General features: G+C 37.6%; 12 protein-coding genes and 1 riboswitch. All 12 genes read right to left on the bottom strand.

Features of this window, described 5'->3' with window-relative positions; genetic code table 11:
* Window positions 1-1188 carry a restriction endonuclease subunit S gene (locus tag ACY0M5_RS13020; RefSeq protein ID WP_461629434.1) on the bottom strand — a complete coding sequence of 396 codons (1188 nt, stop codon included), beginning with the start codon at window positions 1186-1188 and terminating at the stop codon, window positions 1-3.
* Window positions 1178-2773 carry a type I restriction-modification system subunit M gene (locus ACY0M5_RS13025; protein WP_461629435.1) on the bottom strand — a complete coding sequence of 532 codons (1596 nt, stop codon included), beginning with the start codon at window positions 2771-2773 and terminating at the stop codon, window positions 1178-1180. Before ACY0M5_RS13025 ends, ACY0M5_RS13020 begins: the two co-directional genes overlap by 11 nt.
* A gap of 60 nt (window positions 2774-2833) precedes the next feature.
* Window positions 2834-3544, bottom strand: coding sequence for a hypothetical protein (locus ACY0M5_RS13030; protein ID WP_461629436.1), 711 nt, complete (start codon window positions 3542-3544; stop codon window positions 2834-2836).
* 411 nt (window positions 3545-3955) lie between these two features.
* Window positions 3956-5959 carry a fructose-1,6-bisphosphatase gene (locus ACY0M5_RS13035; RefSeq protein WP_461629437.1) on the bottom strand — a complete coding sequence of 668 codons (2004 nt, stop codon included), beginning with the start codon at window positions 5957-5959 and terminating at the stop codon, window positions 3956-3958.
* A 192-nt stretch (window positions 5960-6151) separates the two neighbouring features.
* Window positions 6152-6727: a transposase gene (locus ACY0M5_RS13040; RefSeq protein ID WP_461629438.1), complete on the bottom strand. Its 576-nt coding sequence runs from the start codon at window positions 6725-6727 to the stop codon at window positions 6152-6154.
* Between the two features lie 364 nt (window positions 6728-7091).
* Entirely contained in the window at window positions 7092-8135 is a 1044-nt protein-coding gene (locus tag ACY0M5_RS13045) for an ABC transporter ATP-binding protein (RefSeq protein ID WP_461629439.1), read from the bottom strand.
* A 9-nt stretch (window positions 8136-8144) separates the two neighbouring features.
* Window positions 8145-9185, bottom strand: coding sequence for a FecCD family ABC transporter permease (locus ACY0M5_RS13050; protein WP_461629440.1), 1041 nt, complete (start codon window positions 9183-9185; stop codon window positions 8145-8147).
* A gap of 5 nt (window positions 9186-9190) precedes the next feature.
* Window positions 9191-10237 carry an ABC transporter substrate-binding protein gene (locus tag ACY0M5_RS13055; protein ID WP_461629441.1) on the bottom strand — a complete coding sequence of 349 codons (1047 nt, stop codon included), beginning with the start codon at window positions 10235-10237 and terminating at the stop codon, window positions 9191-9193.
* A gap of 100 nt (window positions 10238-10337) precedes the next feature.
* Complete coding sequence (locus ACY0M5_RS13060) at window positions 10338-11039, bottom strand: hypothetical protein (protein WP_321316414.1); 702 nt, start codon at window positions 11037-11039, stop codon at window positions 10338-10340.
* A gap of 2 nt (window positions 11040-11041) precedes the next feature.
* Window positions 11042-11935, bottom strand: a complete 894-nt coding sequence (locus tag ACY0M5_RS13065; protein ID WP_461629442.1) for a sirohydrochlorin cobaltochelatase — start codon at window positions 11933-11935, stop codon at window positions 11042-11044.
* Complete coding sequence (locus tag ACY0M5_RS13070) at window positions 11928-13442, bottom strand: PepSY domain-containing protein (protein WP_461629443.1); 1515 nt, start codon at window positions 13440-13442, stop codon at window positions 11928-11930. Before ACY0M5_RS13070 ends, ACY0M5_RS13065 begins: the two co-directional genes overlap by 8 nt.
* A 99-nt stretch (window positions 13443-13541) precedes the next feature.
* Window positions 13542-15770 (bottom strand): TonB-dependent receptor, encoded by a 2229-nt coding sequence (locus ACY0M5_RS13075; RefSeq protein ID WP_461629444.1) that lies wholly within the window; start codon window positions 15768-15770, stop codon window positions 13542-13544.
* A 135-nt stretch (window positions 15771-15905) separates the two neighbouring features.
* Window positions 15906-16118, bottom strand: a riboswitch (cobalamin riboswitch).
* Between the last annotated feature and the right edge of the window lie 196 nt (window positions 16119-16314).

Genomic DNA, 16314 nt, shown 5'->3' on the forward strand with positions numbered 1-16314 from the left:
CTACACGAACATCTTTTGTAATAAACCTTGTTTAAAAACTACGGAATCATCAATTTGATTGCCCAATTTTTCAATGGATTTATCTATAGATGATAGAAAATTGGCGATCTTAAGTTGCTCTTCCTTTTTCGGAAGCAAAAGTTTAAAGTTATTAATGTCTCTCTTTTGAATATTTGGCAAGCCTGAACCAACACGTAATCTCATTATTTGATTTTGATAATATCTCAAAGATTGATACAGGTAATCACCAACAACTTTCTCATCCAATCTCAATAAAGAATAACAATGTCCACCTGACCAAAATTTTGTTCGAATATAATTCACGTAACCACAAGAATTACCACCTTCACTTATTGTGATGGTATTTTCTGAGGAATTCCATTCCTCAGTATAGCCAGATGGTTCAATTCCACCATTTATTGCGGGATAAGTCCCAGTCTCTTCTAATTCTTCTTTGTTTAGCTGTTGTCCCTTTTTTATATCACAGATATCATTCAATTTATTTTCTTCCCAATCAGGGAAGTCATTGCCATTTTCATCTTTAAAGCGAATGGTTTGCGAGACTATTTTTTGCATGATGCCCTTCTTGTAAAGCTCTAATTCTGCTTTCTTTTTTTGCAGTAGGTTTATGCGTTTGTCTACTGTGGTGAGGAAAGAGGCTATTTTGGTTTGTTCGGGAAGGATGGGGATTGATAAATCTATTCCTTCAATTAATTTTACAGATGTATGTCGAACCTTTGTTCCTGCGGCCGATTTTGAAAATTTAAGACTTAAAGAATGAGTTTTCATAAAATGAAACAAAAATTCTTTTTGCACTTCTTCTCCTACTTCAAAAAGACCAAGTCGTTGATTATGCAAAAACAAACCGGACTCTGGCACAATTAATCCACTACCAATCAATCCAACTGCTTGCTCAGTCATAACCGTTAATAAATCACCCTTTTTAAGAATATAATTATCAGAAACGTCAGAACTAGTATAATACTTTTCCTTTGATCCTTGATATCTAAATCCACCTCCAACATCAAAATTACCAGGCGTAAGAATAATATATGGTCCCTTTTCGCCAAAAAACTCTCCTTTAAAAGCAAATCCATTTTTTACCTTACTTATATCTCCAATTTTTTTTCTTTTCCACTTCCCTTCAAACTCAGGAAATCTCAATTCTGGTATCATACTATTCTCCATCTTTATCAATTTTAAAAGGTGGAACAATGCCTAGTTCGTTGCAAAAACTTAGAATATCTGCATTCACATCTGTAAGTTCATCATCTATTTCAACTATACGCTCTGCTACTCGGTTTAAATTAATTTCTTCTTCCTCTTCAAATGTGTCTACATAGCGAGGGATATTCAGGTTGTAGTCGTTCTCGGCTATTTCTGCAATTGTTGCTACATGTGAGTATTTGTCTTTTGTTGCACGTGTTCGGTAGGCATTAATAATTTCCTCGACATCTTCGTCTCGCAACTCATTTTGGTTGCCATTTTTAATGAAATGATCGTCACCACTGGCATCAATAAAAATGACATTGTCATCCACCTCACGACATTTTTTAAAGACCAAGATACAGGTTGGAATGGATGTACCATAAAAGATATTGGCAGGCAAACCAATTACGGCATCCAGATAATTTCTGTCTTCAATTAAATATCTACGGATTATCCCTTCGGCAGCACCTCGGAATAAGACACCATGAGGCAGAACGGTTGCCATTGTACCGTTGTCGGCCAATTGGTGTATCATATGTTGTACAAAAGCAAAATCTGCTTTGGTTTTAGGTGCCAATCTACCATATTGACTAAAACGTTCGTCGGCGCTGTTTAATGGGTTGGTATCACTTTTCCAATGTGCCGAGAAGGGTGGATTAGCCACCACGGCTTCAAATCGTTTATCGAGATGTTGAGGGTTTTCTAAAGTATCCTCTTGCTGTATGTCGAATTCACGAAAATGAACATCGTGTAAAATCATATTCATACGAGCCAAATTGTAAGTGGTACGGTTCAGTTCCTGTCCATAAAATTCACTTACATCTTGAATCTCTTTTGCCACACGCAAAAGCAATGAACCAGAACCACATGTAGGGTCGTAAACGGATTTTAGTTTTGTTTTACCTGTTGTTACAATTTTTGCTAATATTTTAGATACCTGCTGTGGTGTGTAAAACTCACCCGCAGATTTTCCCGCACCTGCAGCAAATTTTCCAATTAAATATTCGTAAGCATCACCTAATACGTCAGAGTCGAGTTCTTCAAGCTTAAAATCTATTTGGTCTAAGTGATTTAAGATTTTTACAATCACTCCATTTCTTGCACCAACCGTTCTACCTATTTTGGTAGAGGTTAAATCCAAGTCTTCAAACAAGGCTGTAAATTCTTCTTCCGACTCTGTCCCCATTGTACTTTGCTCAATATGGGTCATTACTGCTTGTAAATCTTCAATGATGTAATTGCTTTCGCTCTCCGTATCAGAATTTCCTTTTTTAGCAATTTCAGAAAACAACTCTTGAGGTAATAAAAAGTAACCCAATTTTAAAAGAGATTCCTCTTTAATTGCATCCAATGTTTCAGGATCAACAACTTCTTTATAATCTTGAACATCTTCCTCACCTTCAAGTAATCCGTTGGCATATAAATATTGCTTCTCACTTAAATACTTATAAAAGATAAAACCAAGAATGTAATCCCTGTAATCATCTGCACTTATCTTTCCTCTTAACAGGTTTGCTATTCCCCAAAGCTGGGCTTCCAGTTGTTTTTTCTGATCTTCAGACATGTATGTATAGTAAGTTTATGTTTTGCAAAATATGAGCGTTAAAGGTAGGGATTTCCTGCCTTACTTTCGATAGATTATAACAGTTGCATTCTCAATTTTAGTTGAAGAATTACTTTTTACAACTTGTTCTTTTTTCTTTTCTTCCCTCGATTTATCAATCACATAATCAAGAAAAAAAATCGGTATTACTAGCAAAAAAGCGAATGCTACCCAACATACAATAAAACTAATTTTCGTTCTTGAATCATCTTCTATTACTATGCTTTCATCTAACATTTTCTTTTCTAGCAATTTCATATTCGGCTTATGATATTTATTGTACCAAAGCATAAATCCTATAGGAATTAAAATTGATCCTAGAATAAAAAGAACTACAAAAATAAAATTAGATGCATTTTTATAAACAATAGGTTCTGACATCCTATTTTTAATAAACACCAATAACTTTTTATTACTTGACAGTTGACTATTCAGAATTAAGTACTCTTGAAATATTTCTTGCTGATTTGTATTTAAGGCTAATGAATCTAAAGTCCTTAAATTCATTCCTTTCAAATTAAGCATTGTAAATTGTTCAAACTTATAAGATAGCATTTCAACTCTTATCGAATCTTTTTCGATAAGATCACAAGTACTTATATAATCAGAATTATACTTAAACTCAAGATCTCTATTATTTACAAATTGAGTAGCAAGAAAAGTCAACGAGTATAGATAAATTAGAATACCAGAAATGAAAATAAATTTGTAGAGGTTGTCAGTTGGGGGCATATTGTAATTGTTTATTTGTCAATTTACTTTCTCTTCAACTCATCTAATGTTTTTCCGTTCCATACAATGCTTCACGATACTCACTGGTTAAGCTTTCTTGCAACATTAGGGTCTGAAGTTTTTGATTGTTTTTGATTGTTTTTGATTGTTTTCAAAATTAACAAAATAAATCAAGGGAGATTATGATCATAGAATAAAAAAAACAAGATCATGGATTTATTTATATGAGTTCTTCAAAATATTATTTGCTTCCATGTATCCAATTGGAATTCAGCATGCCAAACATATTTCAATCACAAAAAAACTGAATCGCAATGATTCAGCCTTTTTGAAAATTTTATTTTTAAGTCCTGCTCCAAATAAAATAGATTGCAGGAACTTTCAGGTCTTAGCGTATCGATATACTTTCATTTAGCCTACACTTTTCACTTTCACAACTCCCTTTCTGTAAGCATCGAGCAGTCGGTTCAAATCGAGAATTTGCTGGCGCAGATTGGCTCCAATATAGGTATCTCCCACTCTTATTCGTTTGGTTGCATGCTCAATCATGCTTCGGGTTGAAACAATATCAACTTCATCGTGTATGGCTTTGTGTTTCGATTCGAAAGAGGTATGCTCGGCAAGTATTAAACTGTAAGAATCATAAATTAAGGTATATCCGGCAATACCGGTCACCTTTTGATAGGGCTTCGACATTCCTCCGTCAATAACAAAGAGTTTTCCCTCTGCTTTTACCGGACTTTCTCCTTTTCCGACTTTTACCGGCACATGCCCATTAACAATGTGCGATACTTCCGGATCAAGTCCAAATTCTTTTAAAATCCGACAGCAGGAATCTTTATCATCCCTCAACTTGTAATACATATTGCTTTCTTCGCGCTGAACTTCTTTATCGTTCAGAAAATATCGTTCGAAAGTGGCCATCTTCTTTTTGCCAAAAAGCGGCGAATAAGCCCCGCTCCACAGATACCACATGTAATCGCGGTCTTTGTTCCTTGTTTCGGGATGTTCGCGGTTAAAATAAGCCCGTCGGGAAATTAAATCGAACTGATCGCACAAGGCCTTCCCTTTGTATTTTTCACCCAGTAAAGTAAGCTCTTTAAAATCTCCTGTTTCGTCGAGAGGAATGCAGCCATGAAACAGTAAATTTGAATTGTAGGAAAGATAAGTACCTCCTTTTGAGAATAATGTTTTAATGTGTCGCTGCAGTTTGTCGCAATACAAAAAGGAAATTTGAAGTTTTTCGGCCAACTCCTTCTCCTCTTCAGTTAGTTGATAAGGATTTTTGGGATCAATAGTGGGAAATGATTTGTCGTTCAACACCAGTTCCCGTCCGTCAATTATCACAGTACCTTTTTCATAATCGATTTTGTCGAGCAGCAAACGGTCGCCCATTTCCATTTCGGGGTTTCGCTGAATGATCTCTCCTGCCAGTTTCATTTCAATCACCATAATGGCTTTGTGCATTTTACTGGTCAGTTTAATCTGAGTCGATCCAATGTTTTCTACCGGTGTATTCTTAGGAATAAAAGCCTCACATGGATCTCCCTCGTAGGCTTTCATAGCGAAGGTTGCCAGTGGCATCAAATTAATCCCGTAGGCATCTTCCAGCGTGTCCAGATTGTTGTATCGGGCACTCAAACGAATTACGGCAGCTATACTGGCACGTATTCCTGTTGCGGCAGCCATCCATACAATGTCGTGGTTTCCCCACTGAATATCTACCGAATAATGATCCTGTATCACATCCATCACCTTATCGGCATAGGGACCTCTGTCATATATATCACCAATAATGTGCAGCCGGTCAATCAACAAGCGTTGTATAAACTTACTGATCGCGACAATAAACTGGTTGGCCCGATCTACATCAATAATGGATTGTATGATGCATTCGAAATATTTTTCCTTTTTCGCGTTAGGTTCATTCAGCAATTCATCAATTACATAGGCAAAATCAGCCGGCATCGCCTTTCTTACTTTCGATTGTGTATACTTATCGGCCGAAACACGGGCTACGTCAATCAGTCTGCGAAGTGTTACCGCAAACCATTCATTCAGATTATCCTGTTCTTTTGTGATGAGTTTGAGTTTATCCTCAGGGTAATAAATGAGTGTTGACAGCTGATTCTTCTCTTTTTCGCTGATTGTGTTCCCGTAGACTATATCAATTTTCTTTCGTACCATGCCCGATGCATTCCGCAGCACATGACTAAAGGTCTCGTATTCTCCATGAATATCCGTAAGGAAATGCTCCGTGCCTTTGGGCAGATTCATGATTGATTCAAGATTAATGATTTCGGTACAGGCGGCTTGAACTGTGGGAAATTTCTCAGCAAGAAGGTTCAGAAATCTTAATTCGTCTTCGCTGTAATTGTGTTTTAACAATTGATCTTTATTGTAGTTGGGAACCATTTATCTTTGTATCAGTTAATTTGATAGTTACTTTTGCTAACCCGCAAACCCTAAGGACTGCTTATTGTAAGATTATATTTATTATTCTGTACAGACGCGGTGTTTCGTGTCTCATAAATTATTATCCTTTTCTGATGTCATGAATGGTATCCTTTAATTTCATTTGCAATTCAGACGCCAAGCATGGCGTCTTTACCATTCATACATTTCGTCATTTTTCCAGTTGCCTGGATTATTTTGTATGTATTGTTCTATTCTGTGACAGGAATCAAAATCGCGCACAATATGATCGTGAAACCGGGTTTGCCATGCGAAATTGGAATTGATTTTTCGGCCGTTGATGGTCACGGATGATTTGAATCCGCGAATGATTGATGCCAAATTTTTGGATTGTGATCCAAACGTAGAGACGCGATGCATCGCGTCTGAATACAGTTTTGTTTCATTTGAAACGCGATGCATCGCGTCTTTACCCGTATTGTAATTATTTTTGCCAATGGTGATTAGGGCATGAAAATGATTTGGCATGATTACAAATTCGCCCAATTCCAAATTCATATCGGGTCTGATTTCGGGTGTTTTTATCCATTCACATTGCGCCAATTCCCCAATTTCATTCAATATCATTTTTCCATTGGTAATTTCCCCAAAATAATGTTCGCGTTGGTGGGTGCAGATGGTTACAAAATAAATGGCATTCGATCCGTAATCCCAATCTTTTAATCGGGCGGATGGTATGCGGTATTTATTTTGAAATTTATCGGCCATTTTCTAAATTTTATTTATGATGTACAGACGCGGTGTTTCGCGTCTCATAAATTATTTTACATTCTATTTGCAATTTAGACGCCAGGCATGGCGTCTCTACCTTACACAAACATTTTTTTGTAACAATCCTTTTTTGAATCCATTGTATTCCAAATTGGAATCTGAAATTTTTGATTGTTTTCAAAAATAACAAAATATGTAAATATTAACCTTATTAGATTCGATTTTTCAAGTAATTGCTGTAGTTCAGCAAAACGCGAAAAAATACAGGGCTAAAAGAAAAGTGAGGGATACAAAGCGTTCATTCATGAGACAAAAGAAATCTCATTTTCAAGCAATTCTAAACGGGAAGCAAAATTTTAGTTTATTCAGACAGTACGCGTGATTCACTTTGTACCTCAAGCAAACTCTTTGCAGCCAATACGCGATTCACAAAAACTTCAACAGAGTCTTCAGACTGTATGCACTGGTCGTCGACATACAAGGAGAATGGTTTTGGGGCATCTTTATTCACCTCCAGGCGGTTGCAGTCATCCGGATTTGCTTTTACAAGCCTAACTCCTTTTCGGGATAAGGCCCGCCGAAGTAAAACATATTCGAATCCATGACCTTTTACCGCTACCTGTGAGTGTTGCGTGTGCATCACTTTAAACAAACCTGTTTTATTGTCGAACACAATTCCTTTGTGCTGAAACATTTTTTGAAAGGCATTTTTAAGCAGTAAGTCTTCCGGACTACCTGTAATTAAAGGACCTCCATTTTGCAGCAACCACAAGCGATCCGATAGCTGCAAAGCCAAATCCAGATCGTGGGTCGACATTAAAATGGATTTTCCGGATGTATTGGCAATATCCCGTAACAACTGCATGATCTCAACTCTGGCAGGCAAATCTAAAAAAGCAGTTGGTTCGTCCAATATAATCAGCGGCGTATCCTGAGCAAGAGCTTTGGCGATAAAAGCTTTTTGTCTCTCTCCGTCGCTTAAAGAAGTCAACAAGCTGTCTTTTTTGTGTGCAATTCCGCATTGTTCCATGGCACGAGCAACAATAATTTTATCTGCTGCGTTCAATCGTCCCAGCATCCCTGTGTAAGGACTGCGGCCATAACCTACCAATTCCCGCACATTCGCATTCGGAACAACAACTCTATCGGTTAACACCACTGCAATCTGTTTCGACAACTCCTTTTCGTTCAATTGATGAACTTCCTGATTGTCAATCAGAATTAAACCTCCTAAAACAGGCTGAAAGCCACAAATACTTCGCATCAAAGTACTTTTTCCTGTTCCGTTTGATCCCAACAGGCAAATTAATTCTCCTGACGGAATAATGGCTGATAAATTGCCGGCCACAATTTTGCTGCCGTAACCAATCGAAAGATTTCTAATGTGCAGTAGGTTTTTATTCATGCTAAAGGGCTAAAAATTTTCTTTGCGTTTTTTCCAGATTACTGAGATAACAACCGGTGCGCCAATAAAAGCAGTTACCGAATTAATAGGCAATTCACTCTCCATTCCCGGAAGACGGGCCAGCAAATTACAAAGCAATGCTGTTGCAGCTCCTAAAATGCAGGCATTACAAATTAAATATAAATGATTGCTTGTGCGGGATACCAGTTTTGCCAGATGCGGAACGGCCATGCCAATGAATATGATAGGACCGCAAAAGGCAGTTACAATAGCAGTTAATGTTCCTGCACATAAAATGATCAGCAAGCGTGCCCGCTTGATCTTTAAACCTAAATTGCTGGCGTACCGGTCGCCCAAAGCCATTAAATTCAGCGATTTACTTAAAAACAAAGCAAGTAAGGAGGGCACAATGGTAATCATCGCAAACAAATAAGCCCGGTCAACCGACATGCGCGAAAAACTGCCCAATCCCCATATCACATAGTTGTGCACATCTTCTTCCATGCTGTAGAATTTCAATACACCCACCACCGAATTAGACAGATAACCAATCATCACTCCGATGATAAGCACACTCAAAGTGCCTCCAATTTTATGAGAGATGAACAGGATCAAAGCTAAAACAGCAAAAGCACCTCCCAACGAGGCTGTAATTATTGCTAAATCGCCCCAAATGCCCAATCGGGAAAACGAAAATCCCCAAACCTGCCCTGCCACCAAAAGCACAAAGCCAACTCCCAAACTCGATCCCGAAGAAATTCCCAATACCGAAGGTCCTGCCAAAGGATTTCGAAAAAGTGTTTGCATCAGCAGTCCGGCTACTCCAAGAGCCATACCTGCACCTAAGGCAACTATGGTTTGCGGCAACCGGGTTCGCAGCAGAATGTTCTCCCAAATTACATTGGATGATCCTTTTCCTGTTACAATATCAACCACCCCGGCAATAGGAATATTGACCGATCCCATTGCCAGATTTAAGGCAGTCAAAATCAACAAAATACCAAGAGATAAAGGAATAAGAACTGATTTTCTCTGAAAAATAGGTGTCATAGGATTCACTTTAAAACTTCATAAAATTCCGGTTTGTAATCGGGCAGCAAATCGGGATGAAAGAAATGAATGTAATCTGCCAATATCACATCCGGTTTCATGGCATTTTGCTCATAGTAGGGTTTCTCTCTGATGTTGCACATGATTACATTTCCCTTTTTGTAGGCTTTAAAATCGGCATAGCGAACATCTTGTTCAATCAGTGCTTTGCGCCCGAAACCTAAGGGTTCGGGAACCAGAATCCGCCAAAAATCGGCATTGGCAGCTTTGGTGTAAACACTTTCGAAACCCAAAGGATATGCTCCTTGTTTATCGTCCTCAATAATATATTTGGCTCCTGCATCGCGGAAATAATTGGCATAAAAACTTTTGCCTCCCGGCACATACCAGGTTCCCGACTTCATTTTTCCTGAGAATACTGTTGGTCGTATTTTCACTTTTTCAGTGAGGGTTTTAAGGGAATCATAGCGAAAGGCTATTTTCTGAAACAAAGAATCGGCCTGCTTTTCTTTTCCAACAAAAGGTGCAATCATTTTTACCCATTCGGCTCTCCCCAACGGTGATTTTTCATCGTAAGCCGCCATAGGAACCAATGGAATGCCCAGATTTTTCAAGGCATCGTAACCACCCGATTTGTAAGGAGAAACAATAATTAAATCAGGATTTAAACCCGCAATCAATTCGGTATTAAAGTGCCCCTCTTTTCCAACCCGTTTCACACTTCCATCTTCTATTCGCTTGTTGATTCCTTCGTGAAACAAGTGCCGGCTGCTGTTGGTTGCCACAATGCGGTTAATATCTTGTAATGCAAAAAAGTAGGTCAGTTGAGTGGACGATAAACAGATGATTTTTTTACAAGGAACCTGAATGGTATTCGGACTCTTATCTCCTGCCAATTTCTCTCTCACCAATTTAAATTCCTGATAAGTTGAATCATTCGCTTTGCCATTATAAATTCTTAGAACCTGATCCTTATCGGAATTAAAAATCTCAAAGCCTTTAGCATACTCTAAATCTTTCTTCTGATACTTTTGTATAAACCTTGAGTCCACTTTTTTTGAACTTTGATTGCAGGAAGTCAATACAAATAAGAGTACTAATAAATAGCAACAAATGGAATAATATCTTTTCATCGTTCTTCTCATAATACTTCTATTCTATTACAATATATTTTATAAAACCAACTTTTCGTCCATTGGAATCATATTCGTAAATTCGTTTGGAATTGGGCCTTTTCCCTGAATGATAATAAGTGAAACTTGTGCTTCTTTGAGATTCTTTATTGTAATCGTAATGATTCAACTTCACCAACTTCCCATTAGTATCGCGTGTGTACTTCTCACTCAATCTGCCATTCTTATCATACTTGTTTTCAGTGTAAAACAAAGAGGTTTGCTTTCCTTCAGCATTATAAGTTGTGGATTCAATCTGATGACCAAATTCATTAAATGCGTACTTCACCGTTTTTAACAATGTTTTATTAGAATAATATTCTGTTTTAATATTTCTTCCCTTGTCATCGTAAGTATAACGTTTACTGCTTACCTTATTCTTAAGGTGATCTATTTTAGAGCTCTTTGTTTTCTGTTTCTTCTCATTAAATTGATATTCATAGACTGTAATCAATTTATTGGTCACGTTATATTTTTCCGTCTTTATTTTATTTCCTTGCTCATCGTAGAAATAAAGCACTTTCTTTTTCAGTCTTTTTTTGCTGTCGAAACTTAATTTTCCTGAACACAAACCTTCTTCATTATAGGTATATTGCCCACATCCTATAAATTGATATTCTTTCGTTACTGCCTTTTCTTGTATCGAAGTAAAAGACAATAAAAGGATCAAAAAGTTCATCATTCTTATTTTGATTTAAGTTCGATTAGTACTTCTTTCAGGTGTTCAATCCAAATACGGACAACATCATCCTGATCTGCCATTCCTCTCAAAACTGCTTCTGTTTTGTATCCCCTGGCTTCCAATACTGATTTCCAGCTTTCTTCCTCTTCACCCGCCATATCGTTTCGGGCATGATCGCCGGCAATGGTCATAAAAGGAAGCAACCATACTTTGTTTACCTTTCGGGTTTCCAATTTCTCAATCACCTGATTCAATTCAGGATATCCCTCTACTGTAGCCAGAAATACATTGGGATATTTTTGCCATAAATAGTACTGCATGCCCGGATAATATACATTTGCAGGATGATGCGTGCCATGCCCCATGAAAACAACAACATCGCCTTCCACCATTCCTTCCGGTAAGTTTTGCAGCAAAACATCGCCTAGATTTTCAATGTCATTTTGATGATACAGCAAAGGTTTGCCCAGTTGAACCTGATCAATTCCTTTTGGCATCCCCGAAAATGCTTCCACCGTTGTTTTCAAATTTTCATATTCTTCTCCGGGAATTACATGCAGAGACTGAACCGCGACATTTGTGAAACCTTCCTCTCCCATTTTGGACAAAGCTTCGGCAGGCGAATCAATAGTTTCGCCGCGTGAGCGAAGTTTATTGCGAATTATTTTTGATGTAAAAGCCCAATGTATTTCCAAATCTGGAAACGTGGCTTTCACTTCCGCTTCGATGTGTTGAAAGGTTGCCCGGGTTTCGGGATAACTGGAGCCAAAGGAGACCAATAGAATTCCTGTTTTATTCGCTTTTTTTGTGTGTGCAGCAGCCATAAATGAAAATGTTATTAGGAGCAGGAACAAGCCTGTCTTTAAAAATTTACTGAACTGATATTTTTTAATCATTGGATTTTATTTTAATCGGTTTCAATCTTGCCGGCAGTGATTTTTTAGCTTTTCTCCTGATCCATTTTATTCCCAACACAAAGCCTGATACACTTACCACGGTTCCTCCCAACGAAAGGAATAACAGCAAGAACTTTCTTAACCATTCGTGTTGTTTTAAAAATGGGAAATCCAAAGTGTGCAGAGATTTGTACAACCAACGGCGTCCTCTGTCGTTGCTGTTGTAGCTTTTGATGACTTCTCCCGTTTTCGGATGAATATACATGCAGGTATGATCGGCATCGTGCAAATTCAATTGCCATACCGGCAAAGGGCGTTTCCACATCCCGGATTTTTGATAGTAGGCATCAAATTCGTTCAACTCTTTTAGATCGTAATTGGTGCCTGCAAATGCACTTTTGCACCAACTGCTGATTTCCTTTTCTGAATAGTCCGGTTTTGCAAAAACACCATCAGCTGCGACAACATACACATCCGGTAATTCAAACTGATCCCGATACACCCAAAAGCAAGCTTGATTCATAACGGTTTTCCAAACTACTTTCCGGATCGGTTTTTCACCTTTAACAGCATTCCATAAATCAGACATAGATATTGCTGCATGCTGTTTCACATCAGTTTTCTGATTCCATACTTTTTTAGCAGAAACTTTTGCATGTACCGGCACCAGGCTTTTGGGAATGTCTACAACAGAGAAAAAACCACTCAAAATAAACGTGAATACAAAAAAGCCAAACAGAAAACCTGTAATGTGATGCCACTTGTACCAAAACTTTTTATACGGACTAAATTCTGTCCACTGTGAATTTTTCTTTCGCTTCTTCAAACGAATAAAGCCTGCCACTAAACCCGTAATACTTACCAAAATACCCAGAAAAGAAATCCAGGCCACCACCTTCAACCAAAGTCCTTTTTGCAGACGCAGCGATTTAAAGTAAATCCAATGAGGAATGGCTCCCAATCGTGCGGCCCAACGGCTTTTTCTTGTTGTTTCCTGAATGATACTTCCTGTTTTTTCTGAAATATAAATCCGTGTATGATCCTTATCGTTTAAATAACACTTGTAGATAGGAAGTAAGGGATTGTAGTAGTCCCAAGGAATCCATTGATCTAATTCTTCAATCTTTTCAACTGATTGAAGCTTAGCACCCGTAAAATTCTCCGCTAAATTTACTGCCTCTTTCTTTGTTGTTTTTTCACTTTCGTTCAAAGAAACAGCATTGTATACTTTCTGCGATTTTCTTCCGGAATAAACTCTGTAAACCGGATTTCCATTCATTTTCTCTAATTCTACTTCGCCTGTAAAACTCTCCGAAGGAGCTTGAATGGAATCAAAATCAGACTTCGTTAAAAAAGACAAATGCAGAAACCTTTCCTCTTTTGAAGCATGAGGAAAACCTGCGAAAATCAGGACAAAACCTGATAAAAACCAAATCACAAACATCAGGCTGAGTACACTTCCCGATAGATTGTGAATTTGGAGGATAATATTTTTAAATCTGCTCATGATAGGGTATCAAAATTGGCAAAGAGCAAATCCCCTGATCAGGAATTTCTAATTTTTAAACAGTTCAGGGAATTTGCCTTATGCAGATAAATGTGTATTCTATTTTGCAAACTTGATGTTACAGCCAATAAATACGGTTCGTCCCGGATTTAATGTACCATGATGAGATCCGTACGGACTGTCATCTACGTAGTCGAAAATATTATCAACTCCGGCAGTTATTTCAAGAGATGTTCCTGCACTTGTAAAACGATGTGAGGTTGTCAGTTTCCATAAATTATACCCGTCGGCATTTTTTTCACCTTCATAAAATTTCTCATCCTGAATTCTGCCAATCAAGCTTACATTTAAGGCATAATCTTTCCAGTTTCTGTCATACAGCAAACGGAAATTGGCATAATTTTGAGCTGCATTCTCCAAACGAATGTCATCTGTCTCATTCATGGCATCTACATAGGAGTATCCTCCGCCAAGGGTAAAGCCTCCGCCAACTTTCACATTAAAAAGAAAATCGATTCCTTGTGATTTTGTTTCTCCAATGTTGTAATGCTGACGTGTTTTTTTAATTCCATCGGCTTTATCTGCAGCACTCGTTTCAACTGTTTGGTAAGCAATCATATCATCAATACTATTTTGATAGGCCGATAAACTAAGCGATAATTTGGAAACAATGTATTCTGCCGAAAAAGAATAATAATCCGATTTTTGCGCATCAAGATCGGTATTTCCCAAGTAGAGATTCCCTGCTTTTTCGTAATGATAATACAACTCTTTTAATGTTGGAGCCTTAAAACCTTTTGCATAAGTGGCTCTAAAATTAAAATTGTTGAATTTGTAAAGTGTGGATAATTTTGGCGTAAAATCATTCCCAAATTCTTTGTGCTTTACGTAACGAACACCAGCTACCAAAGAGAGGTTCTTAATTAGTTTGATCTCATCCTGAGCAAATGCAGAAAGGGTATAAGCATCTTCTTTGGCATTTACCAACCTACCTTCCGATTTCAGGCTTTCGTTTACGTATTCTCCTCCCAATGTAAATTGATGTGCCTTTTTTAGACTAAAAACATATTTTAGATTTACATCTTCGCGTTTTTGATCCGTATTAAGAACTTTTTCTCTTATTGAATGAAGGGTTTTCCCTGATTTTGAAGATATGTCATTCTGATTGTATTTGTAATAGTATTTAAATTGATCAGAATTAAAATCTAAAGTGATGTAGTCCTTCTTATTAATTAGGTATTTGGCTCCTGCCGAATAAGAAAAATCGTTGTAGTAATAACCATATTTTTTTACTGTTATTGGCTGCAGTACATCTTTCTCGTATTTCGATCCCATTGCATATACGCTTAATTTATTGGTTGCGGCAAAATCAAAGCGCTGACTGATGGTGTAATCTTCGAACGCATTCACTTGTTTAGCGTCTGTAACAACAAGTACATCATCCGATGGATCATCATTACCCATATCATCGTCAATTTCGAACTTGCTTAGCTGCCACCCGTCCGATTCCTTTCTGGAATAAGTTGTAAGAGATGAAAAACGCCCTAAATTCAAACCTACTTTATTGAAGTACTGCCTGTTTCCATGTTCGCTTAAACGGGAATTGCTTTCCGCGTAGATTTTTCGTTTCGATTTTTTGGTTATCACATTAATTACACCAGCAATGGCTTCCGATCCGTACAATGATGAAGATGCACCTTTAACCACTTCAATTCGTTCAATATCATCAGGATTAATGCGGTTGATGTCATTCTGACCTCCAACATCTCCGTATATTCTTTTTCCATCAACAAGTACCAAAATGTAATCGTTCCCCAAACCGTTTAGCTGCATAAAAGCTCCCATGCTGCCCGGAGTAAAATCAAATGATGGACTGATTCCAGTCATTAAATCATCAAACCCGGATGCGGAAACAGCCTTCACCATCTTGCTGCTGATTAGTTCGGTTTGAACAGGAGCACTTTTTAAATGATGCGGTGTACCGGTACCTGTAACAACCACTTCGCCCAATTCTCTCTCGGATTTATTCAACTGAAAATCAATAGTATTTGCTCCTTCCTTAATTTCGATGATTTCTTTTTTTCTTCCATATCCCGAATAGGAAACAACAATTTCGTACTCTCCCACCTTTAAGTTTCTAAACGAATAAAACCCAACGCTGTTGGTCGCTGCTCCAATGGTTGTTCCATGAAAATAAACATTGGCACCAATTAAAGGATTTGTCCCGTCCTTTTCTGTAACTGCTCCGGACAATGTCCCCACCTGAGCAACTAAACTCTGACTTACCAATATAAAAAGGCCAATCAAAATGTAATTTTTAAACTGCATGATCGTTTTGTTTTTTAAATTTTAAAACATCACATCTTGCTGCCAAATGTTTACACAAACAAAGAAATTGGAATAATAAATACTGAACACGCGCGTAAGTTCAATACATATACTTCGATTCCCGGAAGCAAAATGTTCTTTAGTTACGACTTGGCAGGTCTCCTGACTTATCTCAGTTTTTACAGCCTTCCCCCCATTTCTGAGAGTGGCTTGCGGTGTAAAAACCATATTTTGCACATGACAAAATGAGATTTACAGTAGCGGGTACTGTTCCGGATTCTCACCGGATTCCCTTTTCATTCCCTCAGACGATAGCCTGAGCAGAACACCAAAATCGATACAAATGTATTATATATATTTTTAACAACGGTCTAAACAGCTCTTCTAATAAATGTTTTTAAGCACATATTGTAATAACACATTATTTGAATAGCAGTGCCGTGAAAATTTTGCCTGAAAATCTGTTTCTTTCTAACCTACCCTCTTTGGCAAATTCTTATGTTTTTTTAAGGAGCTGTTGAAGTATATATTAAACATACTTTAA

The sequence above is a fragment of the Labilibaculum euxinicum genome (genome assembly GCF_963678175.1).
In the GTDB taxonomy this organism is placed as follows: domain Bacteria; phylum Bacteroidota; class Bacteroidia; order Bacteroidales; family Marinifilaceae; genus Labilibaculum; species Labilibaculum euxinus.

Bases quoted from the DNA above. Each gene is read 5' to 3' on its own strand.
- ACY0M5_RS13020 (WP_461629434.1), bottom strand. From the start codon at position 1,188: ATGGAGAATAGTATGATACCAGAATTGAGATTTCCTGAGTTTGAAGGG.
- ACY0M5_RS13025 (WP_461629435.1), bottom strand. From the start codon at position 2,773: ATGTCTGAAGATCAGAAAAAACAACTGGAAGCCCAGCTTTGGGGAATA.
- ACY0M5_RS13030 (WP_461629436.1), bottom strand. From the start codon at position 3,544: ATGCCCCCAACTGACAACCTCTACAAATTTATTTTCATTTCTGGTATT.
- ACY0M5_RS13035 (WP_461629437.1), bottom strand. From the start codon at position 5,959: ATGGTTCCCAACTACAATAAAGATCAATTGTTAAAACACAATTACAGC.
- ACY0M5_RS13040 (WP_461629438.1), bottom strand. From the start codon at position 6,727: ATGGCCGATAAATTTCAAAATAAATACCGCATACCATCCGCCCGATTA.
- ACY0M5_RS13045 (WP_461629439.1), bottom strand. From the start codon at position 8,135: ATGAATAAAAACCTACTGCACATTAGAAATCTTTCGATTGGTTACGGC.
- ACY0M5_RS13050 (WP_461629440.1), bottom strand. From the start codon at position 9,185: ATGACACCTATTTTTCAGAGAAAATCAGTTCTTATTCCTTTATCTCTT.
- ACY0M5_RS13060 (WP_321316414.1), bottom strand. From the start codon at position 11,039: ATGATGAACTTTTTGATCCTTTTATTGTCTTTTACTTCGATACAAGAA.
- ACY0M5_RS13065 (WP_461629442.1), bottom strand. From the start codon at position 11,935: ATGATTAAAAAATATCAGTTCAGTAAATTTTTAAAGACAGGCTTGTTC.
- ACY0M5_RS13070 (WP_461629443.1), bottom strand. From the start codon at position 13,442: ATGAGCAGATTTAAAAATATTATCCTCCAAATTCACAATCTATCGGGA.
- ACY0M5_RS13075 (WP_461629444.1), bottom strand. From the start codon at position 15,770: ATGCAGTTTAAAAATTACATTTTGATTGGCCTTTTTATATTGGTAAGT.